Origin of the sequence: Rhizobium sp. RAF56 (genome assembly GCF_052113965.1) — a bacterium.
GTDB lineage: Bacteria > Pseudomonadota > Alphaproteobacteria > Rhizobiales > Rhizobiaceae > Rhizobium.
The window spans coordinates 114,866-132,977 of record NZ_JBFRDU010000013.1 but is presented as its reverse complement, the minus strand read 5'-3'; the positions used below and the strand labels follow the sequence as shown (position 1 = coordinate 132,977).

The 18,112-nt window shown below is 59.1% G+C and carries 19 protein-coding genes and 1 tRNA gene; 12 read left to right on the top strand and 8 right to left on the bottom strand.

The window, feature by feature from the left end; translation table 11 throughout:
• Positions 1-348 precede the first annotated feature (348 nt).
• A complete protein-coding gene (locus AB4048_RS13475) occupies positions 349-837 on the bottom strand; it encodes a BA14K family protein (RefSeq protein WP_442202468.1) in 489 nt (162 codons plus the stop codon).
• A 246-nt stretch (positions 838-1,083) separates the two neighbouring features.
• Between AB4048_RS13475 and AB4048_RS13470 the strand changes: the two genes are divergently transcribed.
• The gene (locus tag AB4048_RS13470) at positions 1,084-1,563 is read left to right on the top strand and encodes a YqhA family protein (protein ID WP_442202467.1); all 480 of its coding nucleotides are present in this window, start codon (positions 1,084-1,086) and stop codon (positions 1,561-1,563) included.
• Positions 1,564-1,579: 16 nt separating this feature from the next.
• On the opposite strand, the gene AB4048_RS13465 is transcribed toward AB4048_RS13470, so the two are convergent.
• Positions 1,580-2,023 carry a lipocalin-like domain-containing protein gene (locus AB4048_RS13465; RefSeq protein WP_442202466.1) on the bottom strand — a complete coding sequence of 148 codons (444 nt, stop codon included), beginning with the start codon at positions 2,021-2,023 and terminating at the stop codon, positions 1,580-1,582.
• A gap of 203 nt (positions 2,024-2,226) precedes the next feature.
• On the opposite strand from AB4048_RS13465, the gene AB4048_RS13460 reads away from it, so the two are divergent.
• Complete coding sequence (locus tag AB4048_RS13460; RefSeq protein ID WP_442202504.1) at positions 2,227-2,946, top strand: SH3 domain-containing protein; 720 nt, start codon at positions 2,227-2,229, stop codon at positions 2,944-2,946.
• A gap of 57 nt (positions 2,947-3,003) precedes the next feature.
• On the opposite strand, the gene AB4048_RS13455 is transcribed toward AB4048_RS13460, so the two are convergent.
• Positions 3,004-4,380 (bottom strand): FAD-binding oxidoreductase, encoded by a 1,377-nt coding sequence (locus AB4048_RS13455; protein WP_442202465.1) that lies wholly within the window; start codon positions 4,378-4,380, stop codon positions 3,004-3,006.
• Positions 4,381-4,588: 208 nt separating this feature from the next.
• Here AB4048_RS13455 and AB4048_RS13450 point away from each other — a divergent pair, with 208 nt between their 5' ends.
• Positions 4,589-4,897, top strand: a complete 309-nt coding sequence (locus AB4048_RS13450) for a hypothetical protein (RefSeq protein WP_442202464.1) — start codon at positions 4,589-4,591, stop codon at positions 4,895-4,897.
• Positions 4,898-4,910: 13 nt separating this feature from the next.
• Here AB4048_RS13450 and AB4048_RS13445 read toward each other — a convergent pair whose 3' ends face one another.
• Together AB4048_RS13445 and AB4048_RS13440 are read right to left on the bottom strand one after the other, a co-directional pair.
• Positions 4,911-6,425 (bottom strand): malonate--CoA ligase, encoded by a 1,515-nt coding sequence (locus AB4048_RS13445; RefSeq protein ID WP_442202463.1) that lies wholly within the window; start codon positions 6,423-6,425, stop codon positions 4,911-4,913.
• A 377-nt stretch (positions 6,426-6,802) separates the two neighbouring features.
• Positions 6,803-8,263 carry a winged helix-turn-helix domain-containing tetratricopeptide repeat protein gene (locus AB4048_RS13440; protein WP_442202462.1) on the bottom strand — a complete coding sequence of 487 codons (1,461 nt, stop codon included), beginning with the start codon at positions 8,261-8,263 and terminating at the stop codon, positions 6,803-6,805.
• 166 nt (positions 8,264-8,429) lie between these two features.
• Here AB4048_RS13440 and AB4048_RS13435 point away from each other — a divergent pair, with 166 nt between their 5' ends.
• Positions 8,430-8,648 carry a hypothetical protein gene (locus AB4048_RS13435; protein WP_442202461.1) on the top strand — a complete coding sequence of 73 codons (219 nt, stop codon included), beginning with the start codon at positions 8,430-8,432 and terminating at the stop codon, positions 8,646-8,648.
• A gap of 94 nt (positions 8,649-8,742) precedes the next feature.
• On the opposite strand, the gene AB4048_RS13430 is transcribed toward AB4048_RS13435, so the two are convergent.
• Both AB4048_RS13430 and AB4048_RS13425 read right to left on the bottom strand, forming a co-directional pair.
• A complete protein-coding gene (locus AB4048_RS13430; protein ID WP_442202503.1) occupies positions 8,743-8,913 on the bottom strand; it encodes a helix-turn-helix domain-containing protein in 171 nt (56 codons plus the stop codon).
• A 125-nt stretch (positions 8,914-9,038) separates the two neighbouring features.
• Positions 9,039-9,428: a cyclic nucleotide-binding domain-containing protein gene (locus AB4048_RS13425; protein WP_442202460.1), complete on the bottom strand. Its 390-nt coding sequence runs from the start codon at positions 9,426-9,428 to the stop codon at positions 9,039-9,041.
• A 248-nt stretch (positions 9,429-9,676) separates the two neighbouring features.
• Between AB4048_RS13425 and AB4048_RS13420 the strand changes: the two genes are divergently transcribed.
• The 8 genes from AB4048_RS13420 (at position 9,677) to AB4048_RS13385 (ending at position 17,922) form a co-directional block, all read left to right on the top strand.
• Complete coding sequence (locus AB4048_RS13420) at positions 9,677-10,408, top strand: sulfatase-like hydrolase/transferase (protein ID WP_442202459.1); 732 nt, start codon at positions 9,677-9,679, stop codon at positions 10,406-10,408.
• Entirely contained in the window at positions 10,297-11,301 is a 1,005-nt protein-coding gene (locus AB4048_RS13415) for a sulfatase-like hydrolase/transferase (protein WP_442202458.1), read from the top strand. Before AB4048_RS13420 ends, AB4048_RS13415 begins: the two co-directional genes overlap by 112 nt.
• Before the next feature lie 659 nt (positions 11,302-11,960).
• A complete protein-coding gene (locus tag AB4048_RS13410; RefSeq protein ID WP_442202457.1) occupies positions 11,961-12,176 on the top strand; it encodes a hypothetical protein in 216 nt (71 codons plus the stop codon).
• Between the two features lie 30 nt (positions 12,177-12,206).
• Positions 12,207-13,253 (top strand): DUF7146 domain-containing protein, encoded by a 1,047-nt coding sequence (locus AB4048_RS13405; protein WP_442202456.1) that lies wholly within the window; start codon positions 12,207-12,209, stop codon positions 13,251-13,253.
• Positions 13,253-14,479, top strand: a complete 1,227-nt coding sequence (locus AB4048_RS13400) for an AAA family ATPase (RefSeq protein ID WP_442202455.1) — start codon at positions 13,253-13,255, stop codon at positions 14,477-14,479. The genes AB4048_RS13405 and AB4048_RS13400 overlap by 1 nt, the downstream gene beginning before the upstream one ends.
• Before the next feature lie 335 nt (positions 14,480-14,814).
• A complete protein-coding gene (locus AB4048_RS13395; protein WP_442202454.1) occupies positions 14,815-15,822 on the top strand; it encodes a DUF4062 domain-containing protein in 1,008 nt (335 codons plus the stop codon).
• Between the two features lie 282 nt (positions 15,823-16,104).
• The gene (locus AB4048_RS13390) at positions 16,105-16,857 is read left to right on the top strand and encodes a hypothetical protein (RefSeq protein ID WP_442202453.1); all 753 of its coding nucleotides are present in this window, start codon (positions 16,105-16,107) and stop codon (positions 16,855-16,857) included.
• A gap of 183 nt (positions 16,858-17,040) precedes the next feature.
• Positions 17,041-17,922 (top strand): tyrosine-type recombinase/integrase, encoded by an 882-nt coding sequence (locus AB4048_RS13385; RefSeq protein ID WP_442202452.1) that lies wholly within the window; start codon positions 17,041-17,043, stop codon positions 17,920-17,922.
• On the opposite strand, the gene AB4048_RS13380 is transcribed toward AB4048_RS13385, so the two are convergent.
• A tRNA-Arg gene (locus AB4048_RS13380) sits at positions 17,923-17,999 on the bottom strand.
• Positions 18,000-18,112: the final 113 nt, after the last annotated feature.

The window sequence follows — 18,112 nt, the reverse complement described above, 5'->3', positions numbered from 1 at the left end:
TTGGTTCGCCAACGCCGCTCGACAGAGATGATCGAAAAACTGAAATGATCCGGAAACGAAAAGAGCCCGACGCGGGAGGAGGAGGCGTCGGGCTCTTAATCTTGACTGGCAACTGGGAGGAGGAGATGTCGCCAGCCGACGAAGGAGCGCTGGGAGGAGGAGTGCGCTGCCTTCGAGAACATAGATAGTCGGCGTCGGGCGCGGTGAAAAGTATAAATTATTGCATTGCAGCATTGCAGACTGAGCATGACTTGCAGTGCAGCATGGCGGAGCGACCCCGTGAGCGCCGCCCGGTCTTTGCCCCGTGAAGGGTGAGATACCGCCTCTCACGGGGCATGCCGTCTTAGCTCAATGCACCGAATAAGGCGAAACGCACTGTCGGCGCCCGCCGCTATAGGGCTGGAAGGTATTGTCCGACACACGGTACGAGCGGAACCGGTTCATGCACCAGGAGACGTGCCGGCTTTGAAGCGACGGCGTGGAGGTGTGGTGGTGATGCACGACCGTCGTTGTGCGTGGCCGGCTTGCCGCCGCACCGATCATCGCACCCGCCGTGAAGGCTGCAGCCGGATACCACCAGCCATCGTTGCGACGGCGATAGCCGGGACGGCTATATCGCGAGCCGCGATAGCCGTTCCAGTAGCCGGAGCGAGACGGCGGCCGCGAGGAACTCGAACGACGCGGCGGCGGCGGGCGGCGGGACTGAACCTGGATGATATCCGATCGGCCCGACACGCTCGGTGCCTGGATCGGCATGGCGTCGACCGGCACAACCGACAAAGCGGCGAGCATCACACTCAAAATCGAAGCAGAAATGGCCTTGGCAACTTTCCTCATTCAATATCCTCCATGGGTTCCCGGCAGCAATTAAGCTAGAGTTTCAATATGATAAAGCAATGACGCGTCAATGGGCGACAAGGGCCGCCCGATCTCATTATAGGGGCACGCGCCAGGGAGCGTAATGGCATATCCTTTCTGATTTCCCAATTTGAGGCTGTATTTATCACGGTTCTCGTGCGGGATTGCTGGCAACGGAACCGACTGTTAACGTGGGGCGAACAGTGCTGAGAAAGGCGTTGCGCCATGCTGCGACAAATTCTGGGGGCGACCCGCTACATCATGATCATCCCCGTCATCGCTACCCTTCTCGGCTCATTCGCCCTTATCGTCTATGAAACCATCGCGCTGATTTCGTCGATCATCCAGACATTGCGGGAGGGCGTCATCTCGTCAAAGGCGGTCAAGGTTTTCGCGGTCGGCGTGGTCGAAGCCGTCGACGTATTCCTCATCGCGATCGCCGTCTACATCATCAGCCTCGGGCTCTACGCGCTCTTCGTCGACGACAAGATCGAGCTTCCCAAATGGCTGGAACTACGCAATCTCGACGACCTGAAAGCCACGCTCGTGAGCGTCGTGATCGCGGTTCTCTCGGTGTTCTTCCTGCGCGAAGTCGTTGCCTGGGACGGCAATCTGTATTTCGCGGGTTTCGGCGCCGCGCTTGCGCTGGTGATCGCGGCGCTCACCTACTTCCTGACGAGCATGAACGGTGGGCGGCATTCTTGAATTGCCGGGGAGATCCTCAATCGGGGAGCGCCGATCGCATCTTTCGAAATTCAATCCGGTAGATCACCTCTTCACCCGTGACCGGATCGCGGCCCGGTGCGTTGCTGATCTCCAGCGTGTCGCCGGCAAGGGTGAACGGGCGGATCAGATCGATCTGCCAGGAAGGGTTCCAGGCGGCATCGACGTGATGGACGACCGCGTCCCCCTCAAGCGTGTAGACGGCCGAATAGGCAAGCATCGTATCGAAGAGCTCGGCTTTTTCCGCGACGCTCAGCGCCCTGCCGTTCACTTTTGGCCGGTCGCGACGGATGACGACCGCCATCATGCGCCCGTCGGCGTGATAGGCGATGTAGCCGATCGGATCAGGTCCCATCGCATCGGTGATTTCCCCGCTCGCAACGTTCTTGCGCGTCCACGAGACCATTTTCCAGGTCCCGAGCAAGGCCTCTGCATCTGCCATGGTCACGCCTCCCCTTTCACATGCTACAATCTGTCGGTCGATCGCACTACAACCCGAATGGGTGGTGCAGCGCATCCGCGATCGTCAAGGGCCATCCTGTTCAAGCGCCATTCATTTGCAAAACGCCAAATATGGTGACGAACGGCGCGGACGAATGGCATTGCCCAATCTCCCCGCCCCCGACGAGCAGGAGAAATACCATGATGAAGAGGCTCTTATGTGCCGTAGCGCTTGGCGCGGCGCTGGCCTTGCCGCTTACCGCCGAAGCCGCGGAAGGATACGCGACGGCGAACGTCAACATGCGGTCCGGTCCAAGCACCGCCTACCCTGCCGTGACGGTCATTCCGGCCGGGGCACCTTTGAACATCAATGGCTGCCTCGCCGAAACCCCGTGGTGCGATGTCGCGTTTGCCGGCGGTCGTGGTTGGGTTGCGGGCCGATATGTGCAGGCGGTCTATCAGGACCGGCGGGTCTATGTCGGGCCTGAATACTATGAGCCGCTCGGCATTCCCACCATCGGCTTCAATCTCGACAACTACTGGGGCAGATACTATCGCGGCCGTGACTTCTACCAGGAGCGCGATCGCTGGCGGTACGACACCTATAGGCGTGGCGACTACGGCTATGGCGATAACCGCCCGAACCAGGACTGGCGCCGCAACGATCGAAACCAGTATTGGGATAGCCAGCCAGGTCGTCGGCCGGATCGCGGGCGCGATTGGGGCGGTCAGCCGCAGCGCAATCCTGACCGGCAGCAGGTCGACCGCAACCCTGGTGGCCCACGGCCCGATAACGGCGGCAACCGCCCCAATCCCAACAGAGGCGGAGACGTCGGTCCTTACAGCCCGCTCCGCGTTACGCCGGGTGGCTGCACCAACGTCGTGTCTGACTGCGGCCCGTCCGAGCGAGGGTCGAACCGCTAGGGTGATATTAGGTGGCGGCGACCGACCACTGCCGCCGCACCGCGGCCGTTCACCGCCTCACTCAGGCAGGATATTCTGGTTCATCCGGAAGAGATTGCGCGGATCGTACTTGCGCTTGACGACCTGCAGCCGCGCATAGGTCTCAGCGCCGTAGGCATCGCGAACGAGGTTGTCACCTTCGCCCAGCCCCGGAAAGTTGAGATAGAGACGACCGGTGGAGTGGCGCTGCATGTCGTGCCACACCTCGCGGACCCACGCCATGTTCTCCTCGTCGGCGGCTTTATCGGACCAGATGGCGTCGAGGCTGAGCATGAAGGGCATGGAGCGGTCGCCGAAAGCGGTCTGGTCGGCCCCGACGCGCTGCACCGCGCCGCCAAAGTTCCAGATCGAGGCAAAAGTCATTTCCGACGGCCGCCGCGCCAGATGGCCGACGATCTCGGCGATGACGCTGTCGCTGAGTTGCGAGAGATAGGTCGATTTCCAATAGCAACGATCACGCCCCTTAGGAAACAGCTCGTCGTAGATGCCCTGCAATACCCGGTAGGGCATTCGTCCGCTGAAATCGATCAACGGTTCGCCGAGGTCGCGCAAGGGACGCGTGATGCGTTCGCCGTCGTCGGGCGGACCGTGATAGACGGTTGCGAGCGCGACGACACGTCTGCCCCACGTTTCCTGCGGAAGAGCGGTATCCTCGGGTACGGTCGAAAACTCCGCAAGCCCACTCACTTGGTCGGGAGCGGCGGCCATATAGTCGCGCCACCGCGGCAAGATGTCGGCGGCGCGTTCTTCCGGGTAGGCCGGCGCGCAGAACATGATCTCCTCGCCGATCGGGTGGAGGCGAAACTCGAAATTCACGACGATGCCGAAATTTCCGCCACCGCCTTTCAAGGCCCAGAGCAGGTCGGCGTTTTCGCTCGCGCTGGCATGGATGAGCCGGCCATCGGCGGTTACCACGTCGGCAGCCATGATGTTGTCGCAGCTGAGCCCGCAGGTGCCGCGCAGCCAACCGATGCCGCCGGCCAGACTTAACCCCGCCACGCCCGTTGTCGAGATCAGCCCGCCGGGCGTGGCGCGGCCGAAAGGCGTCGTGGCCGCATCGACGTCGCCCCAGGTGGCTCCGCCCTCGATATGGGCGCGGTCAAGGTCGGGCGCGATCCGAACGCCGTTCATCAGCGAAAGGTCAATCATCAACCCGCCGTCGCAGGCGGCATACCCCGCCACGTTGTGTCCGCCGCTTCTGACCGCAATTGTAAGGTTCTGGTCGCGGGCGTAGTTCACGGCAGCCGCCACGTCAGCGGCATTGCGGCATCTTGCTATCAGGGCCGGCCGCCGGTCGATCATTCCGTTCCAGACGACGCGCACCGCGTCATAGGACGGGCTTCCCGGTTCAATCAATTCGCCTCTCAAGGAACTGCGCAGTGCTTCATGGGTCATGGCAAGACCTCCCAGACAAGACGCCACCCTAGAATGTCCGGCAGTTCGGCACTAAAGTCAAAAGCGCTGGAAGGCGGGCAAATCTGCCATGGGGGAGCTTCAGAGGCACCCACGGCCGTTCGACAAGTTTTAAGCGTTGCGCGGAACAAAATCGGCCGTGCCGCGTTAATTTGCGGGCAATGCTTTGGGAAGACGAAGGAGCGCGCGCATGAAAGCTATTTCTATCATTGGTGCCGCATTGAGCTTGGCCTGCATATCGGCGGCGGAACCTGCCTCTAACTATCAGACTTATCACGGTTTTCGCGTGGCGGGGGATCCCGCGTTCGAACCGCAATTCAATCGGGCCTTGCGCTGGTGCATACCGGAAGCGGCTTCATGGCAGCGGGGCTCGCCGGACAGGCGTAGCCTGTTGTATATCTCAGCCCTCAGAGGCTGCCTCTACCGCCACAACTTCGTCGACCGCGGTGCCTACGCCTACCCAGCGACCGCGATTTTCTCGCATTTCCTGGACCGGTAGCCAGCGCCTTCGACTATTTGGCAAAAAGGCCGCTATACTGATCTCTCAGGATGTTCTTCTGGACCTTGCCCATGGCGTTGCGGGGCAAGTCGTCGACGAAAACGATGTGCTTGGGCTGCTTGAAGCGCGCGAGCCGCCCCTCAAGGCTCGACATGATCCTCTTCTCGTCGATCTGGGCGTTTGGCTGCCTGACGACGACTGCGGTGACGCCTTCGCCGAAATCTCGATGCGGAACGCCGATGACCGCGCTTTCGAGAATGCCGTCGATGGCGTCGATCTCGTTCTCGATTTCCTTCGGATAGATGTTGTAGCCGCCGGAAATGATGAGGTCCTTGCCGCGCCCGACGATTGCGACGCGGCCGTCGGGCTCCATGGTGCCGATGTCACCGGTGATGAAATGGCCGTCGGCACGGAATTCCTCCTTGGTCTTCTCCGGCATGTTCCAATAGCCGGCGAACACATTCGGTCCCTTTACCTCGATCATGCCGGGTTCGCCGGCGGCAAGGGCGGCGCCCGTCGCGGGGTCGGTGACGCGCACCGAGACGCCGGGAAGCGCGTAGCCGACGGAGCCCGGCACGCGAGCGCCGTCAAAGGGGTTGGAGGTGATCATGTTGGTCTCGGTCATGCCGTAGCGCTCGAGAATGGCGTGGCCGGTGCGCTCCTGGAACGAGCGGTGCGTCTCCGCCAGCAGAGGTGCTGAGCCGGAAATGAACAGGCGGATGTGCTTTGCCGCAGGCTCGCTCAGTCGAACGTCCTGCAAAAGCCGGGTGTAAAAGGTGGGAACCCCCATCATCGTCGTCGCGCGCGGCAGAAGCGCGAATACCCTGTCGACATCGAATTTGCTCAAAAGCAGCATCGACGCACCGGCCAGCAGCGTCACGTTGGTGGCGACGAACAGGCCATGCGTGTGAAAGATCGGCAGCGCATGGAGCAGCCGGTCGGTCCTGCCGAAGCGCCAATATTCCTTGAGGACCACGGCGTTGGAGAGCAGGTTTTCGTGGGTCAGCATCGCGCCCTTCGATCGGCCGGTCGTGCCTGACGTATAGAGGATCGCCGCAAGGTCGCCGGCCTGACGTTCAACATCCGCGAATGTCTCGGCTTGCGCTTCCGCAAGCTCCATCAGCGTTCCGTCGGCCCGGTCACCCAGCGTTGCAAGGCTGGCGCCGACATCGGCGGCCACCGGAGCCAAGCGCTCGGCCGCCTCCGGCGCGACGACCACGAGCCTCGGCGTCGCGTCGCCGATGAAATATTCCAGTTCCGTTGCGGTATAGGCGGTGTTGAGCGGCAGGTAGATCGCACCAGCCCGCACGCAGGCAAGGTAGAGCATCAGCGCTTCGGCGCTCTTTTCCACCTGCACGGCCACCCGATCGCCAGGCGCGACACCGAGCTCTACGAGCACATTGGCGAAACGCGCCGACCACGCGAGCATGGCGCCATAGGTCCAGATCCTCTCCCCTTCGGCTTCGATCAGCACGGCATCGAGGGAAGGAATGGAATTGCGGATTGCGTCAAAGAGGTGATTTGCCATCGACTATCCTTCGCTTCGTATCGTGACACCGCCCATAGCAAGATCGGCGGGATGACGATCTTGCAATCGTCAGCACAAGCAGGAGGCCGAAGTTATTGCCCGGGACGCTGCCGGCCTCGGTTGCGTCATGCCCCTGCGTCGGTCAAAGGGTAGTTTGAGATCTCCCGCGCATCAAGCGGGCTCGGCCTGTCGCTTAAGCAGGCCGCGCTGGTTACGCTGAGCGTGAGAGCGCTACCGCATCCGGTCCCGTCGGAAATCGCAGCTTGCGGTGCTGTCGTTGACCGCCAGCCATGAGCCTCAGCTATATCGACTTCCCTGGTGGTCAAGGCCGGCAGAGATGGGCGCGCTGGTCATTGCGAACCGTGGGCTGGCGAAGCTTATTCGCCCTTGTCGAGGCGCTGCAGGATCGCACGATAACGGCTGCACACGGCAGGATTCTCATAGAAGTCCACTTCCGTATCAACGATCTCGTCAAGGCGCATCCCAGGATAATGCACCTTCACTTTTGCCAGGACGTCTTGCGCTCGGCTGATTTCGCCGAGTTCGGAATGGCAGATAGCAAGACGAACGAGCGACCACGGTGGTACGGCCGCCATTTTTGCGAAGCAGGCCGTTGCCTCGCGATATCGTCCTGCCGTGGTCAGTATGGTCCCGCGAAAATCTTCATACCATCCCACGGCGTAAGGGTCGCGGCGCTGGGCTTCGGTTATTTCACCAAGCCCTTCGTCCGGCCTGTCCGTGTAATTGAGGAAAAGGGCGCGGATACTAAGGATGAACGGATCGTTCGGATTGAGCGCAACCGCCCGGTCGAGACTGACTTCAGCTTGCCTGAATTGGCGCAGGAACAAGTGAGCGAAGCCGGTGGCGAGATGCCCGTAGGCCTCGTCGGGGTCGAGGCCCAAGGCGGTTCTGGCGATCTCCAGTCCGGAATGCAGATGGCCGGGATTGGTGTAATCCCAGTAGAACTTGATGGACTCGACAAAGCTGAGCATAGCGTGGGCAGCGGAAAACTGCGGATCGAGCTTGACCGCCTGACGCAGAAATGGTTCCGCCTCGAGCGCCGTGTCATAGACGGCGGCGAGTTGCAGCGCCCGCAGGTAGTACTCATAAGCAGACATGTTGTCGGTCGGACGGGCCCTGGCGCGCGATGCAATCGCGGTTCTGGCCTGGCGAGCCAGGCGGGCTGCAATGATCTGGGTGATTTCGTCCTGGATGGCAAAAATGTCGCCGAGTTCGCGGTCGTAGTGCTCGCCCCAGATATGGGCCATCGAGGACGCGTCGATCAGCTGCACGGTGACCCGGACCCGGTTGCCCATCTTCCGCACGCTGCCTTCGACCACGTACTGGACGCCAAGCTTCTTTGCCACGTCGGCCACGTCATTGGCCTTGCCGCGGAACTGGAAGGAGGAGTTGCGAGCAATGACCAGAAACTCCCTGTACTTTCCAAGCTCGGCGATGATGTCTTCGGTCGTTCCATCGCTGAAATAGACCTGCTCCGGGTCTCCGCTCATATTGTCGAAGGGTAGAACGGCAATGGAAGGTCTGTGGGGCGGCGGAGCGTCTGCTATAGCTCCCAAGGGCCTGGGGCCGGCATATTTATAGCCGCGGCCATGCACGGTTACGATCATTTCGGCGGGGAGCAGCTTTCGCAGCGCCGAAATGTGGACCTGCAGCGTGTTCTCCTCCACCACCAGCCCGGGCCAGACCGCATCAAAGAGCTCGGTCTTGCTGATGACGTCGTCCGGCCTCTCCAGCAACAGGGCGAGGATATCGAAGGATCGCGCCGACAGCTCCGCCGGCCCATTCGGCCCAAGCAGCAGCCGTTCGGCGCGTTTCAAACGAAAGTTCCCAAACTCCAAGTCCATTGGCCAAGTCCCATCCCTCGCGGGCAGGATAGTCCAAGATGATCTTGAAGGCGAACTTCAGGGCCGTTCAGGACTCTTCAGGTCCGAGCCAAGGACCTGAATGGGAACCGGTGTCACTCTTGCGGTTCGGGAGGACACGATGACCCACATCCCCGCCGCCGCTCCGATCATCATCCGTCGCCTCAATGTGTCGCGGCTAAGCTTTACGTGGCCCAAAATCGGTGCATCGCTTGCCGCCATATCCAGTTTGGTGGCCGATGCATTCATCATGGCGCACGTGGCCCCCTACACCAGTCTCCATCGCCAGCCATCGGTCATTCCGGACGACGATCTCGACGGTCGCGATCCCACATGGTGAGCTGGCTTCCAGTCGATGCGGAATAGCTGCTGTCGAGCAGAACGCGAGGCGGCGCGATGTTCGGCCGCGCGACGACGAATGCTTGAGCGTTGTCTCATCCGACAAATCGGCGGAGCTGAGCGGGCTTGTCGATCATGATGCTCTTGTAGCCCGGAGAAATAAAACCGTGGGCGGCCAGGTGCCTGATGACCAAGCTGACGGTGGGTCGGGAAAGATTGCTCAGCGCGGCCAAGTCATCCTGCGTGAGGTGGGCGCTGACGGGCACGTCGCCGCACTCGCGGCACCCGGCAACGCGGAGCAGCACGGCGCCGCATCGCCGCTGGTTGTCGTTTATGAGGATATCCGCGAGCGCCTGTACAGCAAGCGCCGCACTCTCGAGCGAGAGTAGATTTAACCAACGCCACGTCTCTGGCTTCCGCTCCAGCAAGTCTGCAGGGCAACTTTCGGTATTCTAGCAACCACACATGGGGTTCGTGTCGAGACCGATAGGATGCGGGCACGGCCAATGGTTACTGGAAAGAGCCCGAACCAAAATCCCGTACCGGCGATGTGGATCAGAGGACCTTCGGATGACCCGATCGCCGAATAGACACCCGCAAAGCCGGAAACGATACCGAACAAACCGCCCGTCTCGTCGCCACCATGCGTAATCGCCTGGCCTGGCCTCAAATCGTAGCAACGGCAAACATCCAGGAGGTCATCGCGATAGTCCTCGGGGATGTGACTCAACCAACCGAAATTACTGAGGAGAGACGCGGCCTCACCCGGAATTGTCCTCATGCGGCCTCTCCCTTTCTCGATCGGATTGCATAATCTCAGACAATCTTTTCGCGGCGCCAGGGATAGTATGTCGCTGGGCTCGGTTGGCGACGAATGATCCGAATTTCCAAGCTCATACTTTAGGTTGATGGAACAACGACCTATTGCGAGACGCCATGCGTTGACGACGACATAGCACTCCCTATCTCAAGGAAACACGCGTTTCGGGATGTTACACACAAATCCAACCTGCAGTGAGGATATGAGAAATGATAGCGTGCAAGCATATTCTTTCCTATTCGTTGGCAGCGTCGTTCTCGCTGTTGGCCGCAACGACATCACATGCGCAGGAAGCAAAAGGCTGGGACCGTACGGTCAGGACCGCGGAGTACCTCGAGCCCGCGATTCCGCATGAAGCGCAGCAGCAGGCAGCCTTGCAGAAGCTTCGGGATTTCGAGGCGAAGACCGGCCGCAAGCCAAACATCCTGATCATGCTTGTCGACGACCTGGGTTATGGCGATCCGGGTGCCTTCGGCGGCGGAGCGATGCTCGGTGCTCCGACGCCGAATATCGATCATCTGGCTGCCGACGGGTTGAAGCTGACATCGGCCTACGCGACGCCGGTCTGCACGCCATCGCGCGCCGCCATGATGACGGGACGCATTCCTGCGCGCAGCGGGCTCACGCGCCCACTTCTCGCCAGCGATCACCCTACCAAGAACCCCTGGGCCGACGAGGTATCGGCGGCCAAGCTGCTTAGCCAGAATGGCTACATTACGGGGCTATCGGGCAAGTGGCATATCGGCGAAGCCAAGGGGATGCAGCCGCAGGATGTCGGCTACGACGATTCCACGGCTTCCTGTCCGTGGTCAGTGAATACACGCAGTATATGGACCCCAGGAAGTATTCGCAGTTGGTGCTCGATCCCGAACGTCTGGCGACCTTCAAAAGTCTCAGCGAGTATAACGGCGTGGTCGAAGGCAAGAAGGGCGGCGATCTGAAGGTGGTCTATCCTCTGGATACGCCGAAGCAGATGGGGAACGTCGACCAGGATTTCGCCAACTGGTCGGTCGATTTCATCAAGCGCGCCGCCAAGGAGAACAAGCCCTTTTACCTGATCCACGCCTTCGCCAAGGTCCACTTCGACAACTATGCAGGCGACGGCTACGAAGGGCGCAGCCCCGCCAAGCTGCCTTACCGCGACGCCGTGGTCGAGGTCGACGACATCGTCGGACGCCTGACGAAGACGCTTCAGGAAACTGGACAGGCCGACAACACCTTCGTGTTCTTCACATCCGACAACGGCCCTGAGGAAGACTCCTACCCGGACTCCGGCTTTACGCCGTTCCGCTCCGGCAAGGGAACGACCTGGGAAGGCGGCGTCCGGGTACCGGCCATTGCTTACTGGCCAGGCATGATTAAGGCGGGACGCGTGAGCGACGGCCTCTTTGATCTGATGGACCTGTTCAACACTTCGCTCGAGCTCGGAGGCATCGAGGACAAGATTCCGACAGAGCGTTACATTGACGGAATCGACCAAACTGGGTTCCTGCTTGCCGACAATGGCGAAACGGCGCGGCAGGCGGTGTTCTCGTACAATCAGGCTGACTTCTCGGCGCTGCGCTGGGAGAACTTCAAAGCCTACTTCAAGGTCATTCAGTACGATCAGCCATTCGCCAACATCAGCATGTCGACCTTCGTGCCGGTTGGCGTCGCTCCCTGGATCTTCGATATCTATCGCGACCCCAAGGAACGTGTCACCCGGAGCAACGGCGACTATGAATGGCTCTACGGCCCTGTTCTCCAGCTACAGGGCGCTCACGCTGCGACCTTCGTGAAATATCCCAAGAAGGATATCGGTCTGGGCATCGGCGGCGGCGGCGACCCGCAGTAAAGCCCGTCGGCCGAAAATCGGCTTGGCCGGGGTAAATGCCCCGGCTTTCTTTTTAATCTGACGCCCACGACCGCTTCTGGGCGCGAAGGAGACTCCGTCTCACGGCGGCTATGCGGGCAAAGCGGTCATTCGCGCGACGATTTACCCGAAGGCCGCTTCGGGCGGATTGCTGTAGTGAAAGTGGCGCCCGTCAAGGGAATTACCGGGACCTTCGGTTTCCAAAATTGCCCGACCTGAGCGATAGGTGACAGAACATCCCGCGGCATGGGTAAAGTTTTCCGTTTTGCGGGAGGTGTTAACGCCGTGGAGAGAGACTGCGGTGATCTCGGCAGATCCAACCAATTTTTCACGAAACAGGCTGAGGATATCCGGACACAGAAAACGGTACTTATACGGTACTGCCGAAACGACGAAATGCCACCTCTAACAAGGCAGCCTCGTAAAGTACTGATCTTAAAGAAGAAAAAATGGCGCGCCCGAAGAGATTCGAACTCCTGACCCCCAGATTCGTAGTCTGGCCGGATTCGTTGTTCTAGGCCCGTTTTTCTGCAAAACGTCCCATTTTGTCCACCCCACATATCAACAGGTTACCCCCTCGTCCGCAAAACGGAGTTGGGTGTTTCCGCGCGTCTATGACCCACAACAGGAAGGGAAACTGCATGACGAAGACCGACGCCACACACAATACCTCGATCAAGATTTTCTATGGATCGGGGTGGGATGGCCTGCAACAGCTACAAGAAGAAGTGAACGACTGGCTAGACGATCAAGGCAAAGAGGTCATCTCCCTGACCCCTTCCGTCTGCTCGGTCGGCGATCCGAACGAAATGTACCAGGGCCTCACCGTCACGGTTTGGTACCGCGATATGCGTTAGCGCCATGCCAGCAAACCAATCGGAGATATTTTGAAAATTCTATCCATCCGCCCGGCACCGCCCGGAGGCAAGTACATTGCGCGCTTTGATGCTGAGTTACCGCTCGGCATCAAAGCCTACGACCTGAAAATGGTGAGAGGGTCAACCGGCCTCCGCGTCTACGGGCCGCAGTTTGCAGGCGGCGCGGCAATCACATTCCCGCCGGCGGTAGCCGACGAATTGGCATTACTAGCAATGGAGGCAGTCGCCCCTTATGCAAATCGAATTAAACAAGCAGCCATCCTGTTAGGCGGCGAAGTTCTTCGCGGCAGCAGGAATCGTGTCTCCTGCCCTGGGCCTGGTCATAGCAAGCGCGACCGATCGCTTTCCGTCACCTTCAATGCCGACGGGACATTCACCACAAATAGTTTTGCCGAAGACCACTTCCGAGATTGCCGCGATCACGTGAAGGCCAGGCTCGATCTTAGTGACGCACGCCCTTCGGTGCAAGTTACCCCTCTGTCTGACTTCTCCGACATGATCGACGTGCAGCGCCGCATCAACGACGCCCGCCGCATCTGGGAATCGACTGTGCCGCTTAAGGGCACGCTTGCCGAAATCTATCTCGAGTCGCGTGGCCTGTCCTACGATGGCGAAGCGCTGGCGTTCCGCCCCACTTGCCGTTCCATGGTTGCGCTTATGACCGATGCGATGACAGGGGAACCGTGCGGTGTGCACCGGACCTTTCTGGACGCTGAAGGCCGGAAGATTGACAAGAAGATGCGTGGCCGCGCCAAGGGCGCCGTCGTGCGCCTTTATGAGCTCGAGGCCCCTTTCGGCCTTGGCATCGCCGAGGGCATCGAAACCGCCCTTGCTTCCGACTTCCGCCCGATCTGGGCGGGACTGACTGCCGGTGGTCTTGCCGGCCTTCCCGTGCTGCCTCACGTCGAGGCCCTGACCGTCTTCGCGGATCATGACCGCGCTGGCATCCAAGCGGCCAATGTCGTCGGAGAACGATGGCATGCTGCTGGCCGTGAAGTCACACTCACTGCCCCGGCGGAACAGGGAAAAGACTTCGCAGATAGGGAGGCCGCATAATGGCACCATTGCCGAAACTGGCAGTACGCAACGATCCGGCCGAGCCCTTTAAGAAGCTCGAACCGGCAAATGACAACAATGCTTCTCGACCGATCGCCGCAACACCATGGAAACTCCCTGACCCGAGGTCGATACCGCCGCGCCAATGGTTATACGGTCAGCACTATATCCGCAAGTTCGTCTCGGTGACGATTTCACCGGGAGGCGTGGGCAAGACAAGTCTCGGGATGGGGGAAGCGCTTTGCATGGCAACAGGCCGCGAACTTTTCGGGATGAAGGTCTTTCAGCGGTCAAGGGTTTGGCTGTGGAACGGTGAGGATCCGCAGGAAGAGCTAGACCGCCGTCTAGCTGCTGCTTGCATTCATCACGGCATAGCCGGGCGTGAGATCGATGGTATGCTTTTCGTAAATAGCGGCCGCACTATGCCGCTAATCACCGCGAAGCAGACTAAAGACGGCGCCCAGATAGCGGTCCCTGTTGTCGACGCCCTTGTTGAAGAAATCAGGTCCAAAGGTATCGACGTTATGATTGTCGACCCGTTCGTGTCATCGCACGCGGTCTCGGAAAATGACAACATGGCGATGGATGCCGTGGTGAAACAGACATGGGCGACGATCGCCGACAGAACGAACTGCTCTATTGATCTTGTGCATCATGCAAAGAAGGTTGGCGGACAGGAGGTCACGGCCGAAAGCGCTCGTGGTGCCGTATCGCTGATCGGCGCAGCGCGCGCGGCTCGCGTGTTGAATCCGATGACGGCCGATGAAGCGGGCAAGGCGAGTGTTGACAACCGGCGCCTTCACTTCCGCGAGACGGACGCCAAGTCAAACCTCGCCCCGCCATCCGACAAATCGATGTGGTATCGGATGGTTGGTCACGATCTGGGCAACGCCACGAACGACATGCCCTCCGACAACGTCGGCGTCGCCACACTTTGGAGGTGGCCTAATGCAACCGAGGGGCTTCAGGTCTCCGACTTGCTGGCCGTGCAACGGGTAGTTCATGTCGGTTACTACAAAGAGAACGTCCAGGCCGACAACTGGGTTGGCAAGGCCGTGGCGGAAGCTCTTGGGCTCGACGTGACCGACGAGAAGGCCAAAGCAAGGATCAAGGAGCTTCTGAAGATCTGGGTCAAATCGGGCGCGCTGAGTAAGGTCGAAAAGGAGGACAGCAACCGCAAAATGAAGCCTCATATCGTCGTCGGCGAATGGGCTCGCGACGCTTGATCTGCGTCACCTTGCGTCACCTTGCGTCACCTCAAAATCGCAAGGTGGCAAGTTATTGAAATCATTGCTTTTGCGTCACTGCGTCACTTGCGTCACCCCCTTTATAAGGGTGACGCAGGTGTCGTGTGCAGCATGATAGGTGAAGTGACGCAGAATATAGCATCTTGCCGAGCTGGTCGACCAGCCGATGAACTGACCGGCCGCCCGAAAAAAGAGAGCGCGGCCAGGGCGGCGCGACCAAATGAGCAATGGTGGATTGCTCGCACATAGGCTGAGCGGGTCGAACTGCGGAATGCTATCTTTTTCCCACGCTTCGAACAGGAGGGCAGCGATTCGTGGCAACGAAAAAGTATCAGGTGTTTGTCTCATCGACCTTTCGGGATCTGGTAGATGAAAGGCAAGATGCGATCAGGAATATTCTCGACCTGAATCACATACCGGCCGGCATGGAGCTTTTCCCGGCTGCCGATGTCGAGCAGCTAAGCTACATCAAGAAGGTCATAGACGAGTGTGACTACTACCTCTTGATGGTTGGCGGTAGGTACGGCTCAATGGACGCCGAGGGCGTCAGCTTTACCGAGCGCGAATATGATTATGCCGTAGAGACCGGCAAAGTTGTCCTCGCGTTTGTTCATGATGATCCGACCCAAATACCCTTGGGAAAGAGCGACACCGATCCTAGCGCATCTGGTGCCCTGCAAGCATTCCGACAGAAGGTGATGACCGGCCGCCTGGTTCGGACTTGGACCACAAGGCAAAACCTGGAGTCGGTTGTCCTTAAAGCCCTGATGCACGCCTTCAACCAGATGCCGCAGACTGGATGGATACGCGGCAACGCAGCAGCCAATGACCACGTGCTGGAGCAAGCAAACAAGGCCCTGGAGGAGAATGCCGCCCTTCGGGCAGAACTCATAATGCTAAAAGCAGTTCAGCCCCAAAGATATGACAACTTGGCCGACCTCAATGACAGCGTTCGAGCGCGATTTAGGACGCAGTTTACCCCGAGACACGGCTCGTCGATCTACACCTCACACACTACGGACCTTAGGCTACAAGACGTTTTCTTACGAGTTGCAGCCGATCTCTCCACTCCTAAAACAGATCTGACTATATCGATTGCTCTAAAGCAACTGATCGGGGAGGCGTCTGGCGATACTCCTTACGATGTCAACAACATGGATGTCGCGATGATAAAGGCCCAGTTTATGGCGCTTGATCTCATCACTGGGCAGACAGGAACTTCAGTGCAAGGGGTACTTCACGAATACCTGTCACTGACAGAAAAAGGCAAGCGGTTGTATTTGGAAGGTATGGTCGTCAGGAAGGCGATACCAGAACCGTGACTTAGAGGGGGTGGCTGCCGAGCAAATTGTGCGCACATGCGGGGGACGCGGGTACGGCGGCGGCGGCCGATTTTTTTGTGTTCTTTGATTTTTTAATCAAAATGGATGCTAAGCCCACCTAGCGGAGCGCTCAAATTCACAAATTCATCTACATGTCAATAGATAACTTGACAAATTTGTTACTTTATTATAGAAAGAGACTGCAGCGACCATCACCACATTAGCCAGCTTCTCGGAAAATTTCTCAGAAGCCACATTCCTCTTTCCGAAGGGTGCGACCTCTTGGAAACTAAAGACGTGCCGGTATTCGACCGGCGAGACAGACTTCCTGAAATTAGGGATACGCCCAGCGATTGGGCACCAACCCGCAGCAAGAAATTACCGGGCGTCTCGTTCCGCCTGGCTAACGATGGACCTGATGTAGGTTGGAGACTGGATGCGCAGGCAGCGCGATTGACGTCCAACAACTACAGCGGCCAAGCGGCAAACGACAACCAAGACTGGCCGCTTCAAAAGCTCCTCCGCACTGAGGGAAATGAGCATTGCCTTACCCTTTCTCAAAGGTATCGGGATCTGCATGATACCGCCACTCGGCCGTGCCAGCTCGTTGGAAGGGAAGCACAAGACCTTTACGTTGCGCACAACGAAGACGAGGACGGGCGGGACAAGGGCCACAAGGTTGTTACTGGCCGAAAGGCAAACATCGACACCCCCTCCCGTAGGGCCATCATTGCGAGCGACGAGTGCAAGAAGCTGGCTGCCCCCGTCCCTAAGAAGTGGAATGGAGATTGGCCTCTGCTGGCAGCGATCGACGCGAAGCGGGAGTTGGCCGTTATGCGTGCCAAGTTGGCCTACGTGCCGTCGATCCTCGATGGTTTTGAGTGGGCAGTCATCGATGGGCTGACGCTTGAAGCTATCGGCAAGCGGCTTGGGGCTGGAAGCAAGGGGGCGAAAGGCGAGGCACGAGCTCGGATTTTCGACGGCTTCGGAATCGTCGATCGGTATTGGCAGGTTAAACGGCGCGCATCTGCTTAGTAAGGGTACCCCATTTCAAAATCCCAACGGGTAAGGGAGAGAGAAGGCGGCAGTGATGCCGCCTTTCATGTTTCAGGCTGTCGCACCAGCCTGAGGTGGCTGGCCGCGCGCGGTTGGTCACCATCAATCTCGGCGACCGCCGAGACGAAATCGAAGAACCGCCATGAAGGAACACTGTCCGGATTGATCAGGGACTTCGACAGCACGAAGCAATGGCGACGGCTGGCAGAGAGCACCAAGAAGGAATATCGGCGCGTCCTGACCTTCTGGGATGGCAAGTACGGGACCGTTCCCTATACGGCCCTCGAGGATAAGCAGTTCCGCCGCGACGTGCTGAAGTGGCATGATGAGTTTTCGGAGGACAAGCCCCGCGAGGCTGACAACCGGGTGACGATCCTCGCCCGCGTCCTATCATGGGCCACGAAAGACGGACCTTTGAACCGGAACGTCATGGATGGTTTCGAACGCGCGTATGATGGCGACCGGTCTGAACTGATCTGGCTGCCGGAACACGTCGACGCCTTCATGGAGAAGGCGAACGAGGAAATGAAGCTCGCGATCGTCCTGGCCCTTCACACCGGCCAGCGTCAAGGCGACCTGCTAAAACTGGCATGGTCGAACTATGACGGTACCCATATTAAGCTCCGGCAGGGTAAGACTAAGCGATATGTCGCGGTGAAGTGCACCAAGGCCCTGAAACAGACGCTGGACGGCCTGACACGCACGTCTGCCCTGATCATGACCACCAAGACCGGCAAGGCCTTCAAGAAGCGCTATTTCGCCGAGCTATGGGAAAAGACGTGCACCGATGCGGGAATCACCGATCTGCACTTCCACGACATACGCGGAACGACAGTGACCATGCTGTTTCAGGCGGGATGCAATCTCGGCGAAATCGTCTCGGTCACCGGCCATTCGCTTCGCCGTGCTCAAGAGATTCTGGACAAGTACCTCGCCCGCACGAGCACGATGGCTGACAATGCGATAGCCAAATTGGAGAACGTCTTGGAAACGGATTTTGCAAAACGCCCCGCAAAACGCGAGACTTCAAATGAAGCTAAGTAATGGCGCGCCCGAAGAGATTCGAACTCCTGACCCCCAGATTCGTAGTCTGGTGCTCTATCCAGCTGAGCTACGGGCGCGTGCCGAAGCGGGTGAACCGCTCGTGTGGGCGGTTCTCTAAAGGGTCCTCTTCATGAATGCAAGTGTCTTTGCTAAAAAATCGCGATTTTCCGGCGGCAACCGAAGAAGTCTC

What these genes read in the sequence shown, in the direction of transcription:
- AB4048_RS13435 (WP_442202461.1), top strand. Translation starts at nt 8,430, where the DNA reads ATGACCCACATCCCCGCCGCCGCTCCGATCATCATCCGTCGCCTCAAT.
- AB4048_RS13460 (WP_442202504.1), top strand. Translation starts at nt 2,227, where the DNA reads ATGAAGAGGCTCTTATGTGCCGTAGCGCTTGGCGCGGCGCTGGCCTTG.
- AB4048_RS13475 (WP_442202468.1), bottom strand. Translation starts at nt 837, where the DNA reads ATGAGGAAAGTTGCCAAGGCCATTTCTGCTTCGATTTTGAGTGTGATG.
- AB4048_RS13465 (WP_442202466.1), bottom strand. Translation starts at nt 2,023, where the DNA reads ATGGCAGATGCAGAGGCCTTGCTCGGGACCTGGAAAATGGTCTCGTGG.
- AB4048_RS13400 (WP_442202455.1), top strand. Translation starts at nt 13,253, where the DNA reads ATGGCACCATTGCCGAAACTGGCAGTACGCAACGATCCGGCCGAGCCC.
- AB4048_RS13455 (WP_442202465.1), bottom strand. Translation starts at nt 4,380, where the DNA reads ATGACCCATGAAGCACTGCGCAGTTCCTTGAGAGGCGAATTGATTGAA.
- AB4048_RS13445 (WP_442202463.1), bottom strand. Translation starts at nt 6,425, where the DNA reads ATGGCAAATCACCTCTTTGACGCAATCCGCAATTCCATTCCTTCCCTC.
- AB4048_RS13450 (WP_442202464.1), top strand. Translation starts at nt 4,589, where the DNA reads ATGAAAGCTATTTCTATCATTGGTGCCGCATTGAGCTTGGCCTGCATA.
- AB4048_RS13410 (WP_442202457.1), top strand. Translation starts at nt 11,961, where the DNA reads ATGACGAAGACCGACGCCACACACAATACCTCGATCAAGATTTTCTAT.
- AB4048_RS13470 (WP_442202467.1), top strand. Translation starts at nt 1,084, where the DNA reads ATGCTGCGACAAATTCTGGGGGCGACCCGCTACATCATGATCATCCCC.
- AB4048_RS13415 (WP_442202458.1), top strand. Translation starts at nt 10,297, where the DNA reads ATGGACCCCAGGAAGTATTCGCAGTTGGTGCTCGATCCCGAACGTCTG.
- AB4048_RS13420 (WP_442202459.1), top strand. Translation starts at nt 9,677, where the DNA reads ATGATAGCGTGCAAGCATATTCTTTCCTATTCGTTGGCAGCGTCGTTC.
- AB4048_RS13425 (WP_442202460.1), bottom strand. Translation starts at nt 9,428, where the DNA reads ATGAGGACAATTCCGGGTGAGGCCGCGTCTCTCCTCAGTAATTTCGGT.